Annotated in this window: 22 protein-coding genes, 1 other RNA gene and 1 pseudogene; 6 read left to right on the top strand and 18 right to left on the bottom strand. The window is 41.2% G+C overall.

Going from position 1 to position 23,256, the window contains the following annotated elements; genetic code table 11:
• Window positions 1–122: 122 nt before the first annotated feature.
• The 4 genes from C9414_RS03340 to C9414_RS03325 all read right to left on the bottom strand — a co-directional run bounded on the left by C9414_RS03340 (window position 123) and on the right by C9414_RS03325 (window position 4,223).
• Window positions 123–734 (bottom strand): trimeric intracellular cation channel family protein, encoded by a 612-nt coding sequence (locus C9414_RS03340; protein ID WP_024423463.1) that lies wholly within the window; start codon window positions 732–734, stop codon window positions 123–125.
• 150 nt (window positions 735–884) lie between these two features.
• Window positions 885–1,298: a disulfide oxidoreductase gene (locus tag C9414_RS03335; protein ID WP_047202387.1), complete on the bottom strand. Its 414-nt coding sequence runs from the start codon at window positions 1,296–1,298 to the stop codon at window positions 885–887.
• On the bottom strand, window positions 1,295–1,981 hold the full coding sequence (locus C9414_RS03330) for a DsbA family protein (RefSeq protein ID WP_107163172.1): 687 nt from the start codon (window positions 1,979–1,981) through the stop codon (window positions 1,295–1,297). The genes C9414_RS03335 and C9414_RS03330 overlap by 4 nt, the downstream gene beginning before the upstream one ends.
• Before the next feature lie 142 nt (window positions 1,982–2,123).
• On the bottom strand, window positions 2,124–4,223 hold the full coding sequence (locus C9414_RS03325; protein ID WP_107163059.1) for a heavy metal translocating P-type ATPase: 2,100 nt from the start codon (window positions 4,221–4,223) through the stop codon (window positions 2,124–2,126).
• A gap of 413 nt (window positions 4,224–4,636) precedes the next feature.
• Between C9414_RS03325 and C9414_RS03320 the strand changes: the two genes are divergently transcribed.
• The 3 genes from C9414_RS03320 to C9414_RS03310 are packed head-to-tail and all read left to right on the top strand — an operon-like array spanning window position 4,637 to window position 7,204.
• Entirely contained in the window at window positions 4,637–5,380 is a 744-nt protein-coding gene (locus tag C9414_RS03320; protein ID WP_047202385.1) for a metal ABC transporter ATP-binding protein, read from the top strand.
• A complete protein-coding gene (locus C9414_RS03315) occupies window positions 5,380–6,252 on the top strand; it encodes a metal ABC transporter permease (protein WP_047202384.1) in 873 nt (290 codons plus the stop codon). The genes C9414_RS03320 and C9414_RS03315 overlap by 1 nt, the downstream gene beginning before the upstream one ends.
• A gap of 13 nt (window positions 6,253–6,265) precedes the next feature.
• Complete coding sequence (locus C9414_RS03310) at window positions 6,266–7,204, top strand: metal ABC transporter substrate-binding protein (protein ID WP_039181414.1); 939 nt, start codon at window positions 6,266–6,268, stop codon at window positions 7,202–7,204.
• Between the two features lie 37 nt (window positions 7,205–7,241).
• Here the strand turns inward: C9414_RS03310 and C9414_RS03305 are convergent, their stop codons facing one another.
• Complete coding sequence (locus tag C9414_RS03305; RefSeq protein WP_047202383.1) at window positions 7,242–7,790, bottom strand: hypothetical protein; 549 nt, start codon at window positions 7,788–7,790, stop codon at window positions 7,242–7,244.
• A gap of 88 nt (window positions 7,791–7,878) precedes the next feature.
• Here C9414_RS03305 and C9414_RS03300 point away from each other — a divergent pair, with 88 nt between their 5' ends.
• Complete coding sequence (locus C9414_RS03300; RefSeq protein ID WP_047202382.1) at window positions 7,879–8,484, top strand: TetR/AcrR family transcriptional regulator; 606 nt, start codon at window positions 7,879–7,881, stop codon at window positions 8,482–8,484.
• Window positions 8,485–8,502: 18 nt separating this feature from the next.
• Here the strand turns inward: C9414_RS03300 and C9414_RS03295 are convergent, their stop codons facing one another.
• The 10 genes from C9414_RS03295 to C9414_RS03250 all read right to left on the bottom strand — a co-directional run bounded on the left by C9414_RS03295 (window position 8,503) and on the right by C9414_RS03250 (window position 19,832).
• Complete coding sequence (locus tag C9414_RS03295; protein WP_034280916.1) at window positions 8,503–9,435, bottom strand: response regulator; 933 nt, start codon at window positions 9,433–9,435, stop codon at window positions 8,503–8,505.
• Window positions 9,432–10,748, bottom strand: coding sequence for a sensor histidine kinase (locus C9414_RS03290; RefSeq protein WP_047202381.1), 1,317 nt, complete (start codon window positions 10,746–10,748; stop codon window positions 9,432–9,434). The genes C9414_RS03295 and C9414_RS03290 overlap by 4 nt, the downstream gene beginning before the upstream one ends.
• Window positions 10,749–10,864: 116 nt before the next feature.
• Entirely contained in the window at window positions 10,865–12,310 is a 1,446-nt protein-coding gene (aspA, locus tag C9414_RS03285; protein WP_039181426.1) for an aspartate ammonia-lyase, read from the bottom strand.
• An 18-nt stretch (window positions 12,311–12,328) separates the two neighbouring features.
• A complete protein-coding gene (locus C9414_RS03280) occupies window positions 12,329–13,606 on the bottom strand; it encodes a cation:dicarboxylate symporter family transporter (protein WP_039181428.1) in 1,278 nt (425 codons plus the stop codon).
• A gap of 371 nt (window positions 13,607–13,977) precedes the next feature.
• Window positions 13,978–14,112 (bottom strand): hypothetical protein, encoded by a 135-nt coding sequence (locus C9414_RS20455; protein WP_258182560.1) that lies wholly within the window; start codon window positions 14,110–14,112, stop codon window positions 13,978–13,980.
• Window positions 14,109–16,544, bottom strand: a complete 2,436-nt coding sequence (locus C9414_RS03275; protein ID WP_107163058.1) for a heavy metal translocating P-type ATPase — start codon at window positions 16,542–16,544, stop codon at window positions 14,109–14,111. Before C9414_RS03275 ends, C9414_RS20455 begins: the two co-directional genes overlap by 4 nt.
• Window positions 16,545–16,827: 283 nt before the next feature.
• Window positions 16,828–17,034, bottom strand: a complete 207-nt coding sequence (gene copZ / locus C9414_RS03265) for a copper chaperone CopZ (protein WP_024423475.1) — start codon at window positions 17,032–17,034, stop codon at window positions 16,828–16,830.
• Window positions 17,035–17,106: 72 nt separating this feature from the next.
• Window positions 17,107–17,412 carry a metal-sensing transcriptional repressor gene (locus tag C9414_RS03260; protein ID WP_012011272.1) on the bottom strand — a complete coding sequence of 102 codons (306 nt, stop codon included), beginning with the start codon at window positions 17,410–17,412 and terminating at the stop codon, window positions 17,107–17,109.
• A 106-nt stretch (window positions 17,413–17,518) separates the two neighbouring features.
• Window positions 17,519–17,974, bottom strand: coding sequence for a DUF6376 family protein (locus C9414_RS03255; protein ID WP_107163057.1), 456 nt, complete (start codon window positions 17,972–17,974; stop codon window positions 17,519–17,521).
• A gap of 256 nt (window positions 17,975–18,230) precedes the next feature.
• Entirely contained in the window at window positions 18,231–19,832 is a 1,602-nt protein-coding gene (locus tag C9414_RS03250; RefSeq protein WP_099663689.1) for a histidine kinase N-terminal 7TM domain-containing diguanylate cyclase, read from the bottom strand.
• A 239-nt stretch (window positions 19,833–20,071) separates the two neighbouring features.
• Here C9414_RS03250 and C9414_RS03245 point away from each other — a divergent pair, with 239 nt between their 5' ends.
• Window positions 20,072–20,311, top strand: a complete 240-nt coding sequence (locus tag C9414_RS03245) for a hypothetical protein (protein ID WP_107163056.1) — start codon at window positions 20,072–20,074, stop codon at window positions 20,309–20,311.
• Between the two features lie 86 nt (window positions 20,312–20,397).
• Here the strand turns inward: C9414_RS03245 and C9414_RS03240 are convergent, their stop codons facing one another.
• Window positions 20,398–20,967 carry a hypothetical protein gene (locus C9414_RS03240; RefSeq protein ID WP_107163055.1) on the bottom strand — a complete coding sequence of 190 codons (570 nt, stop codon included), beginning with the start codon at window positions 20,965–20,967 and terminating at the stop codon, window positions 20,398–20,400.
• Between the two features lie 7 nt (window positions 20,968–20,974).
• Complete coding sequence (locus C9414_RS03235; RefSeq protein WP_224929506.1) at window positions 20,975–21,499, bottom strand: hypothetical protein; 525 nt, start codon at window positions 21,497–21,499, stop codon at window positions 20,975–20,977.
• A 1,114-nt stretch (window positions 21,500–22,613) separates the two neighbouring features.
• Here C9414_RS03235 and C9414_RS20445 point away from each other — a divergent pair.
• A pseudogene (locus C9414_RS20445) lies at window positions 22,614–22,761 on the top strand (site-specific integrase); the annotation flags it as partial.
• 73 nt (window positions 22,762–22,834) lie between these two features.
• Here C9414_RS20445 and ssrA read toward each other — a convergent pair.
• Window positions 22,835–23,197: a transfer-messenger RNA gene (gene ssrA, locus C9414_RS03220) on the bottom strand.
• Window positions 23,198–23,256 lie beyond the last annotated feature (59 nt).

The following is a 23,256-nucleotide window of genomic DNA, read 5'->3' as shown; positions in this document are numbered from 1 at the left end:
ATATGTATTGTTCAAATGATGAACAATAGACCCTGCTTTTATTTTACACGAAAACTCCAACATCTGCTGACATTCAGCTCTTATTAAACACAAAAAAAGAGCGGAATCGCCCTTTTTTCGTTTTACCCTTTATTTAAAAAATAAGACCTGGCGGGAAGACGCCATTTGAATAAGTAAGAACAAACCCTGCATACGACGAGGATGACAAACAGCAGATATAAAGCTAGCTCGCCTTGCGCTAAGCCGAGTCCGACGAATAAGCCGCCAAGAGCTGCCCATACGGCGTAAATTTCTGCTTTTAGCACAAGCGGCTTTCGTCCTGCTAATAAATCACGTACAATTCCGCCGCCGCTTCCAGTCAAAATGGCTGCCACAATGACCGCACTGAGCGGGAGTTCTCTTTGCACAGCAAATAGTGCGCCTTGAATCGCAAACGCTGCTAAACCGATCGCATCCGAGAAATTTCCCCAAGTGCTCCAGTGTTTGAGCAAAAGCTTTGGAAAAAGAAACACAATCGTAATAGATACAAGGGCAATCGTAAACATTTTGCCCTGTGACCATAAAGCAGACACCGGAAGACCAATTAATAGATTCCGAATCGCTCCACCGCCAAATGCTGTTACAATCCCTAAAATGTACACACCAAGAATATCGTACTCTTCCTCCATTGCCACAATCGCACCACTAATGGCGAATGCGACAATGCCAATGATACTTAAGACTTCCCATGCCATTTTCCGCTTATCTCCTTACCATTATCTAATCATCTAATACTACTCCCTTAATGTATATCTGACACAGGCGAAAAGCAATACAAATTTTCTTTAAATTTTATCTTTTTGCAAAAATAAAAAATAGCCCGCTTTAGTAGCAGGCTATCTCTTTCAATCTTCTTTTGCATTTAACAGCAGCATACTAATGATGATGAGAATAAATGCAATAAGGGCTAGTAGTGGAATCGTGATAAAACCAAACCAGTTCAAATAATCAACAGAACAAGGAATACCGCTCAGGCAAGGGCGAATCGATGCAAAGCCAGGTATCTTTTGTTCCATATAATGATAAATAGAAAAACAAGCACCTATCACAGCCAAAGGCAGGACATAATATTTTATTTTGACATCGCCTCTGAATGTCGCAATTCCAAGTAAAAGCACAAGCGGGTACATGAAAATGCGCTGAAACCAGCACATATCGCATGGGATAAACTTTTTTACTTCACTTAAATACAGGCTGCTCATCGTCGCAACGATAGAGACGATCCAAGCACTGTATAAGTAAACAAGCTTATTCTTCATGATTTTTTCCCTTTGAGCTCTTGATCAATTAATTCTTTGATTTCATCATAGTCATAAAAGTTTTGGACTTGTTTATTGTTAATGAAAAGAGTTGGTGTTGCATTCACTTTATATTGGTTCACAAGCTGATCGTCTGTGTTCAGCTGCGGCTGATATGTTTTCTTTGATAGGTTATCTTTAAGCTTGTCCGTATCTATTTTTGTTGTCTTTTTCGCTAGCTCCGTCAGCTTAGCAGGCGTAACCCATTCTGCTTCACTATCTGGCTGTGCTTGATAGACAGCTTCATGAAATGCCCAAAAGTTTTTCGGATCTTCTTTCCATACTTCTTCAGAAGCTAGTGCTGCTAATACAGCGCCATCTCCATGAACAGGAAGTGGTAAGTTAATAAACGAAAATGATACATCGCCTTTATCTATGTAGTCCGCTTTCAGCTTTGGGAAAATGTCTGTTTCAAATGATTTACATGAAGGACATTTATAATCCCCAAACTCGACAATTTGCACGGCTGCATTTTTATCTCCCATAACAGGCTGACCTTTAATAGAAGGTTTACTGTCAACTGTTTGAGCTTCTTCGCTGTTTTTATTCCCAATCACAACAAATAGACCGATGAGAAGAGCTGCAATGATGGTTAAAATGACAGCAAATTTAATGGATGAAGATTGATTATTTTTTTTACTCACATAAGCACCTACCTTATCTTTTTCATTCCTAAAAAAAGAAAAAGGATAATAGCTTAGAATAATGCCATTATCCAACTTCTTCTATTTTAACAAGAGAGGATTCAATATGAAAGATGGTATTCATGAATTTTTCCTTACAATTTTATTTCATCACCCTCATGGCATTTAAAACAGCGAGTACAGTCACACCAACATCCGAGAAGACGGCTTCCCACATGGTCGCAATACCAAATGCACCGAGTAATAGGAAAACCCCTTTAACCCCAAGAGCAAATGCAATGTTCTGCCATACAATTCTTCTTGTTCGTTTAGCGACAGCGATGGCTTCTGCAACTTTTGACGGCTGGTCTGTCATAATGACGATATCGGCCGCTTCTACCGCTGCATCTGAACCAAGTCCGCCCATCGCAATACCTATGTCTGCTCTTGCTAATACCGGTGTATCATTAATGCCATCCCCAACAAATAATAATTTTTCTTGAGGCGCTTTTTTCTGATCAATTTCTTCTAATTTTGCTACTTTATCCTGCGGTAATAATTCTGCATGCACTTCATCTATACCAATTTGCTGAGCGACCGCTGTTCCGACTTGCTTGGCATCACCAGTCAGCATGACAGTTTGAATGCCAGACGTTTTTAGAGCTGAGACGGCTTCAATTGCATCATCCTTCAACTCATCTGCAATCAAGATCGATCCGGCAAACTCACCGTTAATCGCCATGTACACAACCGTTCCGCTTCGTTTTTCTTTTTCATATGAAATGCCTTCTCGTTCCATCAAGCGGTGATTTCCCGCTAAGACTTGTGAACCACTGATGGTCGCTTTAATTCCATGTCCTGCAATATCCTCATATGCTTCAATCTGGCTTTCATCAAGCGGCGAACCATATGCTGCTTTAATTGATTCAGCAATCGGATGTGAAGAATGAGTTTCTGCTAAAGCTGCAAAAGAAAGCAGCTCCTCTTCTGACCACTTTTCGCTAGTTGTCACGATATTGGTCACTGTAAAGTTTCCTTTTGTGAGTGTGCCCGTCTTATCAAATACAGCATAGCTCACAGAGTTCAGTGCTTCTAAATAGTTACTGCCTTTTACAAGGATGCCTCGTTTAGATGCTGCCCCAATTCCCCCGAAGAATCCTAATGGGATGGATACGACAAGCGCACACGGACATGAAATAACAAGGAAAACGAGTGCCCGGTAAACCCAGTCAGACAATTGTGCTGATGGAATGAGAAGCGGTGGCACAAAGGCAAGCAGTAATGCCAATACAACAACAGCCGGTGTGTAGTATTTTGCAAACTTTGTGATAAAGTTTTCTGTCTGTGCTTTTCGGCTGCTCGCATTCTCAACCAAGTCTAAAATTTTCGTCACTGCCGATTCGCTTAGACCTTTTTGCACTTCAATTTCAAGAATCCCGTTTTGATTCACAAACCCTGCAAGAACTTCCTTCCCTGCTTCTACATCCCGCGGCACAGACTCCCCTGTTAATGCGGAGGTATCCACGAGTGAAAAGCCTTCAATGACGAGGCCATCGAGTGGAATTTTTTCGCCCGGTTTCACGACGATACGATCACCGACTTTTACTTCTTCCGGCTTCACTTTTTTCGTTTCATTTCCTACTTTGAGATTCGCATATTCAGGGCGAATATTCATTAATTCACTAATGGATCGTCTTGAACGATTCACTGCTGCCCCTTGGAACAGCTCTCCAATTTGGTAAAACAGCATCACTGCCAGTGCCTCTGGATATTGCTGAATCACAAAAGCGCCAGCTGTTGCAATGGTCATTAAGAAGTTCTCATCAAATACTTGGCCGCGCACGATATTTTTCAGTGCTTTAAAAACCACATCACCGCCGACTAGTAAATAAGCTGCGAAAAACGTGATGAATTTTAGTAAGCCATCTTCTGGTATAAAATAAGCTGCTGTTCCAATGACTGCACCGCCAATTAATTTCAGCACAATCGCTTTTAAATTCTTTGTCCCATGATCATGATCGTGATGATGGCCTTCTTCTTTTGGTGATACACTCACATGAGGTTCGATGGACTGAACCGTTTTTTCAATACGCTTTGACATCGTTTCTTGCTTATCTGCATGTGTGACAGTCAATGTCCCTGTCGCAAAATTAACGGAACAAGCTTCAACGCCATCCATTTTGCTGACACCTGTTTCAATTTTACGTGCACAGTTTCCACAATCAAGACCGTTTAATACGTATTCATCCTTCATTTTTTTCATGTTCTCACCTTTTTTCTATATGATAAGTAACGTTCCCTGGATCGATGAAACCTATTAAAAATCAAAAACTTTATATATGAGCATATATTCATATATTGGATTACCTTTATTATATGAGGAGTTCTTGTCTTCTGTCAATCATTTATGAAGAAATAATTGGTTTTTTTGTGTCCGATTCTGTCATACGGATTTTCAATAAATCAAGCTCATGTCCCCTGCTCCCCGCATAACATAAAAACGATCGTTTTCAGTTTTTCTCTTTACAAAAGAAGGACAGACGCTTAGAATAAAATAAAAGTTTCCCTTAGGAAACAAATTAGCATCAGGGAATCATTTCATCCTTTAGTCAAAATTATTTATTTTATGCATATATCTTTAGGAAGTGCAATGATGATTGAAAGGGGCCGCAAGAGATGTCAAATGCTTTAACAATCGACCGTCTTCATGTCTCATATCACGGACAGGATGCATTAGAGAACGTCTCTCTTTCCATACAGGAAGGGACAATGACAGGAATCATCGGTCCAAATGGTGCTGGTAAATCGACGTTACTCAAGGCATGTTTGGATTTAATTGAAAAAGACCAAGGGGATATTCGTTTTTTTGAACAGCCCTTTAAACAAGTGAGAAAACAGATCGCCTATGTACCACAGAGAAATGATTTAGATTGGACGTTTCCCATTCATGTACTGGATACCGTACTACTTGGAACATATCCGAAGCTCGGACTAATGAAACGTCCAAAAAAAGAAGACCGGGCATATGCGTACCACTGTTTAGAAAAAGTCGGGATGCAGGACTTTGCCAAAAGACAAATCGGTGAGTTATCCGGCGGGCAGCAGCAGCGTGTCTTCCTTGCAAGGGCACTTGCTCAAAACGCACAGCTCTTCTGTTTGGATGAACCGTTTGTCGGGATTGATATGGCAAGTGAAGAAACGATGGTGAGCATTTTGAAGGAATTACGAGATGAAGGGAAAACCATTTTGGTTGTCCATCACGATTTGAGTAAAGCAGATGATTATTTCAGCCATCTTGTTCTGTTAAATAAAAAACTCATCAAAGCAGGGCCTGTACACGACATCCTTCGCCCAGAGATCATGCTGGAAGCATATGAAACACAGCTGCCATTCTTAAAATCAGCAGGAGGAGACGTGTAATGGAATTTTTAACCGGACTCTTTGAATATGCTTTTTTACAAAAAGCGCTATTTACATCCGTCATGGTAGGCATCATTTGCGGCGTTATCGGCTGCTTTATCATTTTACGCGGCATGGCCCTGATGGGAGACGCCATTTCACACGCCGTACTGCCAGGTGTCGCCATCTCTTATATGCTTGGAATTAACTTTTTCTTCGGTGCCGTTTTAACTGGCGTGTTAACAGCGATTGGGATCGGTTACGTAAGTCAAAACAGCCGCATAAAAAATGATTCAGCCATCGGCATTGTCTTTACAGCCTTTTTCTCAATCGGGATTATTTTGATCACATTTTTGAAAAGTTCAAGTGACCTATATCATATTCTATTTGGAAACGTACTAGCTGTTCGGTCATCTGATATGTGGATTACACTTGGCATTGGTATTTTTATTTTGCTAGCCGTCATCGTTTTCTACAAAGAACTGCTCATTAGTTCATTTGATCCGGTGATTTCTTCGGTTTACGGTTTACCAAATCGCTTGATTCATTATTTTCTCATGACCTTATTGACCCTTGTAACCGTTGCATCACTGCAAACTGTTGGGATTATTCTTGTCGTTGCCATGCTGATCACGCCGGCAGCCACCGCTTATCTCTTGACTGACCGGCTCTGGATCATGATTTATTTATCTGCTTTTTTCGGTGCTGTTTCTGCTGTCATAGGCCTAGGGCTTAGCTTTACGTATAACTTGTCATCTGGTGCTTCCATCGTGCTGGTCGCCACCATTTTATTCGGCAGTGCCTTTATCTTTTCACCAAAGCAAGGCATTCTATGGAGATCATTAAAATCTAAACGAAAACGAACGCACTTAAAAAAGGAAGCGTCTATGTAAAAGGAGGACATATATGAAGAAGGTATTTGCAATCCGTTTGACCGCAGTATTCATTGCCCTTATGATCATCGCAGGCTGTTCAACCCAGCAAAGTAATTCCGGTAAAGATGACGGCACATTAAAAGTTGTCACGACCTACTCCATTCTTTATGACATTGTGAAGGAAGTAGGCGGGCAGCATGTCTCTATTCACAGCATTGTTCCCATTGGTACAGACCCACACGAATTTGACCCACTGCCAAAGGATGTTCAATATACGACGGATGCAGACCTTGTTCTATATAATGGCTTGAACCTTGAAACAGGAAACGGCTGGTTTCAAAAGCTGCTTGAATCGAGCGGCAAGGACGGGGATGATGCACCTGTAGCCGAGCTGAGTAAAGGCGTCAAAGTGAAGCATTTGTCTTCAAAAGGGCTCGAAAGCCAGCAGGACCCCCACGCATGGCTGAATGTTGAAAATGGGATCCTTTATGCCCAAAATGCTCGAGATGCGCTCATTCAAGCGGACCCTGAGCATAAAGAGGATTACGAAAAAAATGCAGAAGCCTATATCAAAAAGCTTCAAGCGCTTCACGATGAAGCAAAAGACAAGTTTGATCAGCTTCCAAAAGACAAAAAGCTCCTTGTCACAAGTGAAGGAGCATTCAAGTATTTTGCAGAGGCGTATGGACTGAAAGCCGGCTACATTTGGGAGATCAACACAGAAAGTGAAGGAACACCAGGACAAATGAAGCGCATCATTCATTTTGTAAAAGATCATCAAGTTCCTGCTCTCTTTCTTGAAACAAGTGTTGATAAACGAAGCCTTGAAAGCCTCTCTGAGGAAACCGGGGTTCCAATCAAAGGGAAAGTCTTCACTGACTCCATTGGAAAAAAAGGTGAAGATGGAGACAGCTACTATAAGATGATGAAATGGAATATTGACACCATTTACAAAGGGTTGTCATCATAAGGAAAGACAGGTGGAGTGAATCCGCCTGTCTTTTTTGTCAGCCTGCTATATTTTCTGGGTGTTTTTTCGGCCAAATGACGTAGCTGATGCTAATGACAAAATCAATGGCTAAGATCATTCCCCATGTATTGACAAGCTGCGTCAGCGCTTCCGTCCGCTCTGGTGCTTGGATGAGATAGGTCAAACCATATAACAGCCCCGCTCCGATGACATAAGAAATGACATGCCGAGCCCAGCCGACCATTTCATACATAGACCGCTCTTTACCGTACTTTGGTTTTCCCTTTGGCTTAGGGCCTCCTGCAAAACGATAAGCAAACTTAGCATCTGCCCATTTCACCATTTGATGTCCAAAGGCCAGACTCACACCAATATAAACAGCCGCAAGCCCGTGGATGAAAGTCGCCACAGCCCCCTGTCTTAAATCTATATAAGTAGCCGCAAGAAGGATGAGATCTAAAACCGGCGTACAGACAAGAAAGAAAGCACCCCACTTTTTCTGTTTAAACACATAACGAAGCGTTAAACCCATTAAAATAAACAGCCAAAAACCAATTTCACATGCCACAATCAATAACCCGACCAATTTCCCCACATCCTTTTTAATACAATTGTATTAAATAAAAAATAACACAGATGTGTTAAAAAAACAACAGCTATGCTAAAATCAATGTATGCCAAAAATCGTCGATCACCATAAACAAAAACAAAAGGTCGCTCAAGCTGCAATGAGAGTGATTAAACAAGAGGGATTGGAAAGCGCTTCTGTACGAAAAATAGCAGTAGAAGCTGGAATTTCAGCCGGCTCTATGCGTCATTATTTTTCCACACAGCAAGAGTTGTTTATATTCTCCATGAATTTAATTCAGGAAAGAGTCAAGGAGCGGATTACAGGGCTTCCATTAAACGGTTCAACGGAGGAAAATGTCATCACTTTATTGGAGCAAGTTCTTCCACTTGATGAAGAACGAAAATTTGAAATGGAGGTGTGGCAGGCTTTTTCAGTCAAGGCACTGACTGAACCAGATCTACAGCCGCTCAATGCAAAGATGTATGACGAACTTTTCCAAACCGCCCAATATTGTTTAATGAAATTGAAAGAGGATGGGCTGCTGCTAGATGATATCGATCTTTTATTAGAAACTGAGCGGCTTTATGCGGTTATCAATGGGCTTGCATTGAATGGAATTGTACAGCCTCATCGGTTACCTCCTCAGCTCATACGCTCCGTGCTGCAAATGCACCTGCAATCCATCACAAAAAAAGACATGTCTCCCTAATTGGAGAGCATGTCTTTTTTAATCTTCCATAAAAATACGTTTTGCTTCGTAGTAAAGCACCTGCACAAATTTCTTCACATTGATACGGGTGTGTTCTTCTCTTCCGCTCATCTCTTTCGTCAATTCACTCATTTTCTTTCGCACGATGGTGAAATCGAAAAATTTTGATGCGTAATTTTCAAATGTTGGATGGGAAAAATCGGTTAGCCCAAGTGATGCGATGTGTTTCAATGATTGGTTGATCGCACGTCTTACCCGCTGTTCGGCTGCCTTTGCTTCTCTTGCGATGTCTGCCGATGTGTATGGCTCACTTAATTTATCCTCCGTAATCCCAGTGAAAATGATCTTTAAAGAAGGAAAGGAATCGTGATGATCAGCATGCAGCGCTAAATACTGGTCTGTAAACAGGATCATATCTAATAAATCTTTAGACCCCTTCTCACCAACAATACCAAGCTCCGCCAGCAAAAACTGCCCTGCCTCTGCAAGACTTTTCCCCCGCTGCTTCGTTTTCGTCTGACCGCGCTGCTGAAATTGCATGACCGATTTAAGTGAGTGCTGAATATTTTCAATTGAATGCTCTAAATGAAGACGTTCAATCATGAGATGGAGGACGCTTAAGACCTCTACACGATTGATCGGCTTTGTCACATAATACTCGACGCCAAGCGTATACGCCTGTCCGATTAATTCCTTTGTTTCAACCTGTGACAGCATTAAATATTTCCCGTGAAACTCATCCTTGATTGCTCGAATCGTTTCAAGCCCGTCTCTTTCCGGCATCAATAGATCAATACATAAAATATCAATGTGCAAATCATTTAAGTAGCTGGCTGTTAACTCTGCGCCATCCTCTGCTTCTCCGGCCACAATACCAAGCTCTTCATCTTCAATGAGCTGAGCCAGTGAAGAACGAACGGCTTCATCATCATCAACAATAAAAAATCTCATCTCCCAATCCCCTCTTTTCTACTGACTTGATCTACTGGTATCGTTAATGTGAAAATCGTTTGCTTATTTGGGATACTCTTCATCTCAACACTTCCGCCAAGCTTCTCCGCTGTATCCTTTACATACGCAAGCCCGATACCGCTAGATGGATTCCCAACCTGGTCGTATTTTAAAGTGAAACCCGGTTTAAAAATAACATGATGATTACGTTCTTTTATGCCAGGCCCGTTGTCGCTGATTTGAAAAATCACCTGGTTCTCTTTCTGTGAAATAGAAAGTGACACTTCTCCATCTACAGGAATGGCTTCAACAGCGTTGGATACGATGTTATTTAACAAAGATAGAATGGTATACACGTGATAGGCGGGGTGTTGCCCATCTTCATCATAATGAAAGACAATGTTTTTTTTAAGAGATTCAGCATAATTTTCATGAATGCGAATGACAAGCCCAGCGATATGAGAAGGACTCTCATAAGCCTGGAAATTTTCCTCATGAATCAGCTTTGATAAGGCAGAAAAAATCCGCTGGTTATCTTTTTTGATTTCATGCACCTCTCCTGCAATTTGCAAGGCGGTTTTACCGAGCTTTTTCAAATCCAATGATTCCGCATCCTTTGCGTGGTGAAGAGATTGATACAATTGATAGGATGTAGCCGTAATGTGCTCAGCATGTGCAAGTGTTTTATGAAAATATGTAGATTCCGTGTAAAGGTTGGACAGGAGCATCAGCAGATGTTCCTTTTCCTTTTTCATCTGACGCTCTCTCGCCTGCTCTTCATATAAGCGAATCATTGTATAACAAGCCAACACGAAAAAGCTTCTGAAAATCGCCAAAACAAATAGTTGAAACAGCGTCCGCACCGTTAAAATTTCATCCATGGTGCCTCGAAGTGCGATGATCTCAACAATGCTTGCGCACAGCTCCATGATGATGCCTGTTGCTCCAATCAGCCAAGGCTGATCACGGAAACGTCTGACCTTCAATAAATAAAAGAGTGTGCCATAGACAACATAATAAAGCAAGGAAGGAAATCTTAATGAAACCGCCTCTTCCAGCGGAAGATGCCCTGTCACGGCTGTATCAAGCAGCACGCGAAACGCAAAAACAGATATCCCAGCGATGATGCCGCTTGCCCATGCAGGGAATCTTTTCATTTGAAGCAGGATAAAGAAAAAGACAACGGTTCCAAAGCTGACCCGAAAGCTGTCCTCAAATGGATAAAATTTAAACTCTCCGCCAATCGGCGTCAGTACAATGAGCAGCACAATTAAATAAGGCTCTGTATTCAGCCATTTTTTCAGTAGATTCAAACGCAGTCACATCCCTAATAATTGACGATAGTATACTATGTGAGCTTAAGAAAAACAAACCTTCATGAAAAAACGCACACCGGAACTTTGCCGGTGTGCGCTTCTCATGATGCCGCTTAATCTTCTAAACGATCTTTTTCTAAAAGTGATGCGCCAGCAATACCTGGTTTTGTCATTTCAAAAGGATTTAAGATGACATCAAGCTCTTCCTCTGTTAACACATCATTTTGCAGACAAAGCTCACGTACAGATGCGCCTGTAAGGATGGCTTCTCTTGCAATTCGTGCAGCCGCTTCATAACCAATATGCGGGTTCACCGCCGTCATGACACCGGCACTCTTTTCTACATATTCTTTTAATCTAGATTCATCTGCTTTTAGGTCACGCAAGCAGTTGTCCACGAAGGACTCGAATACATTTTTCATCATGCTGAGAGATTGAAGCAGGTTGAACACCAACACTGGTTCCATAACGTTCAGTTCAAGCTGGCCAGCCTCTGATGCAAGACAGATTGTGTGATCGTTCCCAATGACTTGGAAAGCCACTTGGTTCATGACCTCAGGCATAACTGGGTTGACTTTCCCTGGCATGATAGATGAACCTGGCTGTCTCGGCGGCAAGTGAAGCTCACCAAAGCCTGCTCTTGGACCAGAAGCCATCAGACGAATATCGTTCGCCATTTTGGACATATTCATCATACATACTTTAAGCGCAGCAGATACTTCTGTATAAGCATCTGTATTTTGCGTTGCATCGACTAAGTCTTCAGCACCAACTAACGGTAATCCGCTAATATCAGATAGATAGCCAACCACTTGGCGAATATATTTAGGATCTGCATTCAATCCAGTTCCGACTGCTGTTGCACCCATATTGACTTCATATAAATGCTGTCTAGACTGCTTGATACGTTTAATATCACGAGCAAGAACTTTTGCATACGCACTAAACTCTTGTCCAAGTCTGATTGGAACAGCGTCCTGAAGATGCGTACGTCCCATTTTGATGACATGATCGAATTCCTGCGCTTTTTCGGTCATGACTTGATGCATGTTTTCCATCGTATAAAGTAGTTTTTCAATCATATTCAATGTTGAAATATGAATCGCTGTTGGGAAAACGTCGTTTGTTGACTGCGACATGTTCACATGCGTGTTTGGACTTAGCTCAGTATAAGCGCCTTTTTCCTTTCCTAGTAGTTCAAGCGCTCTGTTTGCAATGACTTCATTGGCATTCATATTCATTGAAGTGCCAGCCCCGCCTTGAATTGGATCGACAATAAATTGATTGTTCCATTTTCCTTCGATGACCTCATCTGCGGCTTCAACAATTTTTTCTCCAAGGCCAGAATATAGTCGCTGTGTATCCATATTTGCAAGTGCGGCTGCCTTTTTGACAATCCCTAATGCTTTGATGAGTTCCTCATGAATACGGTAGCCTGTAATTGGAAAGTTCTCCACTGCACGTAATGTTTGAATTCCATAATATGCTTGAGTGTCTACTTCCTTTTCACCTAGAAAGTCTCGTTCGATTCGAACTTGCTTGTCCTGTAGCTTCGTCATTTGAAAAGATCTCCTTTTTTACGCTGCTTTTGTTTGTTGTTTCAATTCCTCAATATACTTCTTCGATTTCTCTTGATCAAATACTTTTTCCCACTTAGACATGACAATGGCTGCAAGTGAGTTACCAAATACGTTCACTGTTGTACGAACCATGTCAAGAAGTCGGTCGATCCCAACGATGAAGGCAAGCCCTTCAAGCGGCAGTCCCATAGCACCAAGAGTTGTGATGACAACAACGATCGATGCACCTGGTACACCAGCCATTCCTTTAGATGTCAGCATTAAAATTAATAGTAACGTAATTTGCTCATAGATGGAAAGCGGCATGCCGTACATTTGTGCAACAAATATCGCAGCAATGGATTGATAGATGGCACTTCCATCTAGGTTAAAGGTATAGCCTGTTGGAATAACGAACGACGTGATCGCTTTCGGGCAGCCGAACTTCTCCATTTTGTCCATTAATCTAGGCAGTACAGCTTCTGAACTTGCTGTTGAGAATGCAAGAATGATTTCTTCTTTTAATACTCTAAATAGTGTAAAGACGCTTGTTCCAGCCATTTTAGCAATAATGCCAAGTACAACAATGACGAAGAATGCCATTGTACCGTAAACGACAAGTACCAGTTTACCTAGCGGGAGAAGCGCTCCGACCCCGAATTTGATCACCGTCACACTGATGAGCGCGAATACACCAAATGGTGCAAACTTCATCACTTTATTGGTCACCCAGAACATGGCTTCGAGTATACCCTCAAAGAATCCTAATACTGGTTTTCCTTTGTCTCCTACTGCGGCAATTCCTAATCCGAATAAGACTGTAAAGAAGATGGTTGGTAATAGATCACCTTCTGCAATAGATTGGAAAACGTTTGTTGGTACAAGATGAACCAACGTTTCAGAGAAAGTCGCTTTTTCAGAAGAAGCCTTAGATGTCTCTTCATATTTAGAGATATCGCCTTTCTCCATGTTGCTCATGTCAATTCCTGTACCAGGATGGAAGACGTTTGCTGCAAGCAGTCCAACTGCTAATGCAATCGTTGTCACAATCTCGAAGTAAAGAATTGTTTTTCCGCCGAGTCTTCCGATCGTTTTCATATCCCCTACACCTGCAACTGCTACAATCAATGCAGCAATAACAATTGGAAGAACGATCATTTTAATTAAATGGATGAATATATCGCCAATCGGCGTTAACACATTAATAACGGTTTCATTTTGATAAAACAGCGCTCCCACGACAACACCCAGAACAAGTGCAATGAGTATTTGAGAAGCTAACCCTAACTTTTTCATACGTGAACCCCCTTTTTTTGATAACGCTTTCTTTGTTGCTTAATCGCATCTTAACGACGAACCTACAAAAAACGACAAAAAGGAACAAAAAGAAGTGAATTTTTTATGAAAAATCTTTAAAAAGGTGGGTTTTTCCACAATATTGTTAAAAAAAGACTTCGCTTTTGGCGAAGTCTTAGAATATAGACAACGTGCTAAAATGATTTTGTTTTAGCACGTTGTCTTCTTTTCAGCGTGATAGAAAACCTTTGAAGTCTAGGAAGGGCGAGCACCAGCGCGGAACGAATGGACATTCGTGAATACTGGCGCACAGACCTGACAAAGAATGCGAGGGTTTGTCTACACGCTGGGACTTTGCTTTTGGCGAAGTCTTAATGATTTTGCATCTGTTCACTTGGTGTATCTTGTTGTGTAGAAAATCTATCGTACATCGCATATCCAATGAGGACAAGAACAACGTAGAACAATGCACTAATCGTCCAAACCCATTTGACATTCAGCTTCATTCTGCCACTCCTTCTCTGACTGGCTTCAATCGCTGCAATCTGAGCGCATTCAACACAACGGACACGGAGCTAAAGGCCATTGCCGCTCCTGCAAGCCATGGCGCAAGAAAACCAAATGCAGCGATCGGTATCCCAATACAGTTATAGGCAAGCGCCCAAAATAAATTTTGCTTAATGTTTCTCATTGTTTTTTGACTAAATTCCAGCGCATCTGCAATCGCATGGAGATCCCCCGTCATAAGCGTAATATCTGCTGCTTCCATGGCAACGTCTGTCCCTGTTCCCACAGCCATCCCAATATTCGCTGTTGCAAGAGCTGGGGCATCATTGATACCGTCTCCGACCATAGCGACTTTTTTTCCTTGTTTCTGAAGCGCTGCAATGTGAGCCGCTTTTTCTTCAGGCAGTACTTCAGCAATGACATGATCAATGCCCGCCTGTTTCGCAATTGCCTCTGCTGTTAGTTTATTATCACCTGTCATCATCACAACATGAATCCCCTGCTCTTTCAGACGAGCGATGGCTTGAGGAGAGGATGATTTGATCGTATCTGCGACCGCGACAATACCAGCGACTTCGCCGTCAATCGCGACAAGCATAGCCGTTTTTCCTTGCTCCTCCAGCGTTGTTACTGATGCTTCGACTTGATCAATTTGAATATGATGTTTCTGTAAAAGCTTCCGTGTGCCAATGAAAAGCTTGTGCCCTGCGGCATTTGCTTCAATTCCATGACCTGGCTCTGCTTGGAAGGCTTCAACTCCGACTGCTTCAAGACCTTGTTCCTTCATTCCATCTGTGATCGCTCGGGCAAGCGGGTGTTCCGACTGCTGTTCTGCCGATCCTGCTAGTTGCAGCACCGCATCTTCTGTCCAATTCGCATATGCCAACACATCCGTCAGACTCGGCTCCCCTTTTGTCACAGTTCCTGTTTTATCTAACACCACCGTGTCGAGTGATTGAGTCACTTCTAAATGCTCTCCGCCTTTAAACAGAATGCCTGATTCAGCCGCACGGCCGCTGCCAGCCATAATAGAGGTAGGTGTAGCAAGTCCGAGCGCACATGGACATGCGATAACAATGACGGCTATAAAGGTTTCAAGTGCTGACGTCACATTCCCAGGGTCGACAAAGAAAAACCATATGAGGAATGTGAGCACAGCAATTCCTACAACGATGGGAACAAATATCCCTGATATTTGATCTGCCATTCTTTGAATCGGTGCTTTTGAGCCCTGCGCTTGTTCTACGACTCGGATAATCTGGGCAAGCGCCGTCTCTTTTCCGACTTTTGTCGCTTTTATTTTGATAAATCCATTTTTATTCATCGTTGCCCCGATGACCATATCTCCTGTTGTTTTATCGATAGGCAGACTTTCTCCTGTAATCATGGACTCATCTATTGCGGTTGTCCCCTCTATGATCTCTCCATCTACCGGCACTTTTTCCCCGGGTTTGACAAACACAAGATCATTCACTTTCACGTCAGAAATAGGCACAGTCATCTGTTTGCCATCTCGCTCGATAACTGCTTCTTTCGCTTGTAAGCCCATCAGCTTTTGAATCGCTTCTGATGATCTTCCTTTTGCTCTTGCTTCCATTAATTTTCCGAGCACGATCAATGTAATGAGGACAGCACTTGTTTCATAATAGAGGGCTGCCTCATGTGTGCCTCGAATCGCTGACTGGATGCTTTCATATAAACTATAGAAAAACGCGGCAGATGTCCCAAGTGCGACAAGAACATCCATATTGGCACTTTTATTTCTTAAAGCCTTATACGCACCTACATAAAATGGCCAGCCGACAATAAACTGCACAGGCGCTGCTAACGCCAGCTGAACCCATGGATTCATGAACGCTTCAGGCAGCCATATAAAGGATGTGAAAGAAAAATGGCTGACCATTGCCCAAAGAAGCGGCAGTGACAAAATCATTGAGAATAAAAAGCGTGCCGTCTGCTTCTCTATTGCTGCTTGGCGATGATTTTTTTTTCCTCCCTCTGCTTGATCTACGTCTGGTTCAATTAAAGAATACCCTATAGACTGCACTGCATCTTTTATATCATTTGTAGACGTTTGGCCCGGATGATATGTGACCTGAAGTGTCTCTAGCGCAAAGTTTACAGACCCGTGATCGACACCGTCCATTCGGTTAATTTTTTTCTCGATTCGGTTTGCACAAGCCGCACAAGTCATTCCCTCTATATCAAATTCTGCTTTCTCTATCACCACATCGTAACCAAGAGATTGGACTTTTCGCTTCAAATCATCTGGTGTTAACTGCTCTGATTCGTAGATGATATGGGAAGTTTCAAGCGCCAAATTCACACTGGCATCCTCCACACCTTCCAGCCTGTTCAATCCCTTTTCGATGCGGCCTGCACAGGCAGCACAGGTCATCCCCGTAATTTGAAAGTCAATTTCCTTTTTCATTGATCTCACCTCTCCACATACTCCATGGGGGTATTATATTTTTAAAAAAAGACGTGCTGTCATGCAGCACGTATCAAATTGTGACAAAGGGTTAAAATGATCTTTATTTTAACCCTTTGCCTTCCTTCTTTTCAGCGTGATAGAAAACCTTTGCAGTCTAGAAAGGACGAGTACCGGCGCGGAGCGAATTTGACATTCGTGAGCACCGGCACGCAGGACTGCGGGCGAATGAAAGGGTTTGTCTACACGCTGAGACGTGCTGTCATGAAGCACGTATGTTCATTTATACAACATCATATCCCTGTTCTTCAATCACATCAGAGATACGGTGTAACGTGACTTGATCCGGGTGAAATGAAACCTCCACCTGTCCTTTGTCTAAATGGACTTTTACAGATTCAACACCTGCTAATTCTCCTACATTTCCTTCGACTGCTTTCACGCAATGTCCGCAAGACATGCCCTGCACTTGAAGTGTTGCTTGTTCCACTTCTCATCGCCTCCATCAATCATTTTCTACAACTTACTATACCCTAGTAGGGTATCAATGTAAACATAAATGCTACGATTTTGTTAGTTTCGTAAAGACCGTCATTAACTCTTCAATGGCTTCATCCCCATTGCCGCTCTTGATAGCATCTGCTACGCAATGATGTGTATGCTTTTCCATCAAATGCAGACTGACTTTTTTCAAAGCCGCATTGACTGCGGAAATTTGATTCACAACATCTATACAGTAACGATCGTTTTCAATCATTTGCTGAATCCCGCGAACTTGTCCTTCCACTCGTTTCAAGCGATTGATCAATTGATCTTTTTCCTTCTCGGCTCTTGGCGAAGCCATATGTCGTTCTTCATGTTCTGTCATGTGATCACCTTTTTTCTATTATGACTTGTCATTACCTAAATTAAAGCATATCTCCACCGGAAAAGGCAAAGATATGCTGAGCATCGCATATAAAGCTATGTTTGTCCTAATTTGTTAATTGTTCGATATCTTGCAAAAGATTGACGGATTGTTGAAGCTGTTTCATCAATCCCTGCTGATCCTCCAGTATGGAGGCAGCATCAATATCGCCTGCTTTCAATTGCTGTAAATACGTTTGGATTTCCTCTGACAGCACTTTATTTTTTTCAATGATTTGCGCATGCAGGTCTTCTGCCATTTTTGGCGCTGTGACTTCATTAAAATCTTGAATGTCTGTCTTCAATGATTCAAGCTGCTGCGTTAATTCTGCTTTTTTGGCGGCATTTTGCACAGCTTCTTCAGCGAGTTTTGGAAAGTCCTCTGTAAATTGTTGAATGTCTGTCACATAGTCATTTGCCTCAGTGACATATGTCGTTGTATCGTTGACCTGATCAAGCAAGCCGGAGCACCCGCTTAATACAAGCGTTCCGGAAAATAGGAAAGCCAGCACATATTTTTTCAAGATCGATCATCCTTTCATCTGTAGGATTAAAAGCATCATTTGTTCCGCTTCTCTATCACACAGATGCAAAAAGACCTTAAAAATAGCCAGACCTTTGCCTCATGTGTGATAGGCAAAGGTCTGGCTAACATTGTTCATGCCGGAATGGCCGAGAAACAACGAATGTTTCTGTAATGACGACCAGACCGTAAAAGCTACTCCCCTTTAGGAAACCGTTCAAATGTTATGTTTATCATATCGAATGTCGGGACAACAGTCAATTCGGGAGATCCTGCTCTTGATACAGCACATGACCCTTTCCAGTTGATGCATAAATCCGGTTCCGTCCTTGGCGTTTTGACATATACAAGGCCTGATCTGCTTCAAATAGAAGCGTTTCCAGTACACAAGGATCATTGGCTGTATGAGCAATTCCAAAGCTCGCTGTCACTCGCACTTTTTCCTCATCATTCGTAAAGAAACTCGCTTCAAACGAATGTCTTATTTGTTCCGCGATATGACATGCCTCTTTAAATGACTGATGCGGCAGACAAATGGCAAACTCTTCTCCCCCATATCGTCCAAATAAATCATCCATTTGTAAATGCTCCTGACAAATAGAGACAACATGACGCAGCGCTTCGTCCCCAATATGATGTCCGTGTGTGTCATTGATTTGTTTAAAGAAATCAATATCAAACAGCATAACCGCCGTATCCTGCGCATCCTCTTCCAAAATCAGCTGCGTTCGTTCGATGAAAGAAGAACGATTGAAAATATTCGTCAAACCATCGATATACGCACGACGTTCCAGCTCTTCCTGCAGCAAACGCTGCTCTGTTACATCACTGATCACTATTTGCCTGCCCTCGATCTCTCCTCTTTTATTAAATAGAGACGAAGCGGTCAGATGATAATAGCAGGACTGGTCTTTTTCCTTTTTCCACATTAGATCATATTGCGAATGATCCTGCGGAGAGCGCAGCCACTGAATGAACGCTGAATCTTTGATGATCCCTGAGAAAATATCGTCGACTTTATAGCCAATTCCCTTTTTATTCGCAAGTGTCGGAATGATCGATGCTGCAGCGGGGTTGTAATCAATGAGTGTCCGATATCGATCTAAAATCAGAACCCCTTCAGACATATGCTCAAACACACGCTCCATTGCAATGGGAGAGATTTTAAAAAGCTGGAACGACATAATCGCCCATAAATAGAGTGCGTTAGTCAAAAACATCACCACAGGGACCGGATCAATATGAAAAGGAGTGACACCTAATAAATAGATAAAAGAAGTCATAATGGGTAATAACATTCCCACTAACAGTATCAGAATCTGCTTTAAATATTCTTTTTTTGTGACACGTAAAAACCAAACCAGCATAAAAATAGCGAGCATCGAACAGCCAAACGTATAAACGCCATGGATAATATACCAATAGCCAATCGTAAAATCAGCCAATAAAAAACCATCTACTGGATTTATCGTGATGTCTCGATAAAAGAGCGAATGTAATGAGTTGGTGAACACCAAAATGGTTGTGAGAGTTGGAATCAATAAGATGAGAAGCACGCGGCGCTTTGTGAAATATTGATGGAACCCCGTAAATTGCAGCACAATCAGCAGACTGAGCGGTGCGATAAACGGAAGACCTATGTATTGAAAACAAACCCAGAACATGATTTCTCCAGGGGTACGAGCCAATAATTCAAACGTATGCCCAAAGATATAAATCGCAGTTGCTCCAGACATGTACATAAACAATTGACAGCCAATATACCGATGGCGGTTTGCATGAGCAATGATTGATAATATCACGGACAGAATGCCAGAAACACTCATGATCACAATAAAATGTAAAACAATCGAATCCATGTAAACGCCCCAATTTCAGTCATTTAGAACTAGTCTAATCTTACTATATATGAGGAAGTCTCAAATGGGAAGATGTGATTTTGAATTGGTTGGAGGTTTTTTGTAAAATTTCAGGCGTTACCTGTTCGTGCCCCCTCATATTTTCACTACTTTTTGCTTAAATTGAGGGAGAAGTATGTTGCGCCAAGAAAAATATATGTACAATGTGGGGATCAATGGAGAGGAGACTCGAAAGCAATATGACTTTTTGGATGATCATGATGGGGCTGTTTCTGCTGATTCTTTTGGAAAAACCGTTTGAAAAGAGAAGTTCTGGATTGTTATTTTTGATCAGTTACTTGCTGCTGATTGCGATTTATGTGATTCAGACAACATTTGTGGAACTTGTGTCAGATGAATTTTTGATGATGTTTGCGGTGGTTGTCGTTTTTCCTTTGTTTGTTCAGTTGGTGGTATCTTCTTTGAGAAACCGTACATAAGAAAAGAGATGCCAGATCTGGCATCTCTTTTTCTGCTGTGAATCAAGTTTGGTGTATCTCCCTTATTTCAGCATCATTTTTTAAAATCAAGATTTTGATTTGTCCTTTGGTGTATCTTTAGCTTTCTCATCTTCAATTTTACTAATTTCTGTTTTTGCATGATCCATTTCTTCTAATGCTTTCTTCATTCTAGCATTTATGAAATTTAAATCATCATCAACGACCTTATCTTGTTTTGTAACCTTTAAGATATCTTTTAAAAGCGGTTCGAATTTGTCATCTGTTTTTACTAAGTAACTATTTACTTCTTTATAGGTATCAGGAACTTTGTTTTCTTTTTCTTTGGCTTCGCTAAGTAATTCACGCATGCTATTGATTTCCTTTTCAAGGTCACTAGCCCACTCTTTATTATAAACCTCATCCATTGGGACTAATGTTAAGATAAATGTCATAAGTCTATCTTCAAAACGTTTTAGATACCCTTTATACCATGATGCATATTCTTTATCGGTCATCTTTTCAATTTTTTCTTGTTTTGCCTGCGCTTTATTTGACGATGAACCGTTTGCTGTTTCATTTTTACCGCATGCTGTGCTCATCATCAATGTAAATACTAGAATAAATACTGAAATCATTGTCCTTTTATTTGTCTTCATGTGTGAATTACTCCTTATCCTTTGAGACTTTTTCTACTTCTTCATCTGCTTTGGCTGTTTGATCGTATGCTTTGTCGAGTCTTTTCGAAATGTTATCCAGTGATTCAAGATCAAGATTTTCAAGTGCTTTCGGTGTTTCTTCTACGGCATATTGATATCCTTTGTTTGCTTTTAGCAAATACTCATGTGCTTTTTTATAAGCACCAGGAACGTTTTTCTTTTCATTGCCCTCATCAATGACTTTTTGTACATCAAAAAGTGACTTCTCGACAGATCCAAGCCATTCATCATTACCTGCATCAATGGCCACCATCTTTTTAGCAAACACGAGCATTGTGTCTTCGATATCACTTCTGTAGTTCTCATACCACTCGGCATATTCTTTTTCTGCTTTTTGGTTGCTGCACGCTGTACCGAATACCATCAGCACAGCAAGCATGATCATCATTGCGACTAGTGATTTAGTCTTTACTTTGTTCACTAAGATAAACTCCTTCTGCATTCCTGCTGTTTTTTCAAGCTTTAATTTCAATAAAATTGCCACTTGTATATGGTGTAACATTCCTACATTTCATCGGTTAAATAGTGGTTATATTTAGCTATTCATTCAATTTATTAGTAAATACATCCTCATTTGGCTTTTCTGTTAAAAAATTATAAAAAGGATAAAAAAAAGACGCTATCAATAGCTTCTTCTTGTATTTAATCTCAATTTTCATGTTGCCAGTCCCACATCAAGGGCTTTCAAACCCTTGATACGACTGCATGCTGCAAAGGATGATGATACAATCAATCAGATAGCTGTATTTTGGAAAGCTCCTTATATAGATGAAGAGGAAACAGTGGCTAAATTCTTGAACGAACGTTCGGTGGGAACAAATGAAAATTACCGATAAAGTATCTTCTTTAATATGACCCTTCAAGTTGAAGGGTTTTTATTATCTTTTTGTAGAAGGGTACGACGTGACGGATCTTGATAAAGAGAAGCATACATAATCAGACATACATCGACATATTACGCCCACAAGTTTAAAGATAAAAATGAGAGAAAATAAATTACCATGCCTAACATTACAAAAAATTTAAGGAAATTTTCGTACTTTGTGAGAGGTCGCTCTTTTTTTGTTTTGACTAGTTTCCAATAAAGAGCATATCCAGAGAAGAAAAGAATTAATTGACCAAGTCTTGAAGCGTTCTCTAATATATCTATCCCATTCATAATAGTTCACCTCCCAAATCACAGAAAAATCAAACATTCTACACATCTACTTTTCATGTTTATCCAAGGTAATTTCAATTTATTATCGCAAATTCCCTTTCATTTTCCAACATTTATGTAAAAATAAGCAATAAGAAGTATTACACAAGATAGATGTATCCCTCCTTTCTTTAAATGTTTTTTTGATATTCCAAAAATACGAATGATAAATAGGTGGACTTGAAGTAAAGAATTAACACAAAAAAGCTCCTCCAAAAAAATGGAGGAGTTCTCAATTTACTTTTGTTTTACCTTAACATATTTTAATGAAGCAGTGATGTATAATCCTGATTTAATTTTATACATTTTCGATCCGTTAACGGTCACCTAATCAAGCGTAAATGCTTCACCAAGCTTTATTTCTTTGTGTTTCATAAAACATGCCTAATATTTAATAAATAAAAATTGCAATCCTTTTGTGCTAACCAATCGTTTTATGGCACTCAGATGTTGCAGAAACACTAAAAAATTATAGCCACATATACCCTTCCAAACAAAAGGAAGTTGTAGCTTTTATGAAAGAAGAAGTTTTCTAAAATGTTACCAGAATGATGCCAGCCCCACATCAAGGGCTTTCACACCCTTGATACGACTGCATTCTAAAAGTTTTGATGGAGACGGTGGGAGTCGAACCCACGTCCAGAGACATCGATTACTTAAGCGTCTACGAGCGTAGTCAACATATTTTGTGTTCACTCATCCTCATGCCTGCTGACGGGCGCTTGGAGAGCTAGTCTGATGGATCTCTTCTTACGTCCTCAGACGGAAACGTAAGCGTAGCCTACTTCATTGGGCTCCTCACAGACACATAGGCGATGTCAGGAAGAGCTCGCTGCGCTTATTAGGCAGCTAGTGCTAAGTTTTGGTTAAAACTTTTAGTTTTGCCAGTTACATTTAAGTGCGTGTTAACGAGATCGCCTCTCGGCTCGCAGCCTAAGCTCGAACCATCCCTGTCGAATCCGTAACGTCCCCTTGTAAAAGGGATATACGGGATGGAAGTTCAGCTTAACTGCTTCCGTATATAACTATTA

Source organism: Bacillus sp. Nf3, from assembly GCF_003028545.1.
Classification (GTDB): Bacteria; Bacillota; Bacilli; order Bacillales; family Bacillaceae; genus Bacillus; species Bacillus safensis.
Note: the sequence above shows the minus strand (reverse complement) of the source record. Positions and strands in the feature narration are given on the sequence as shown.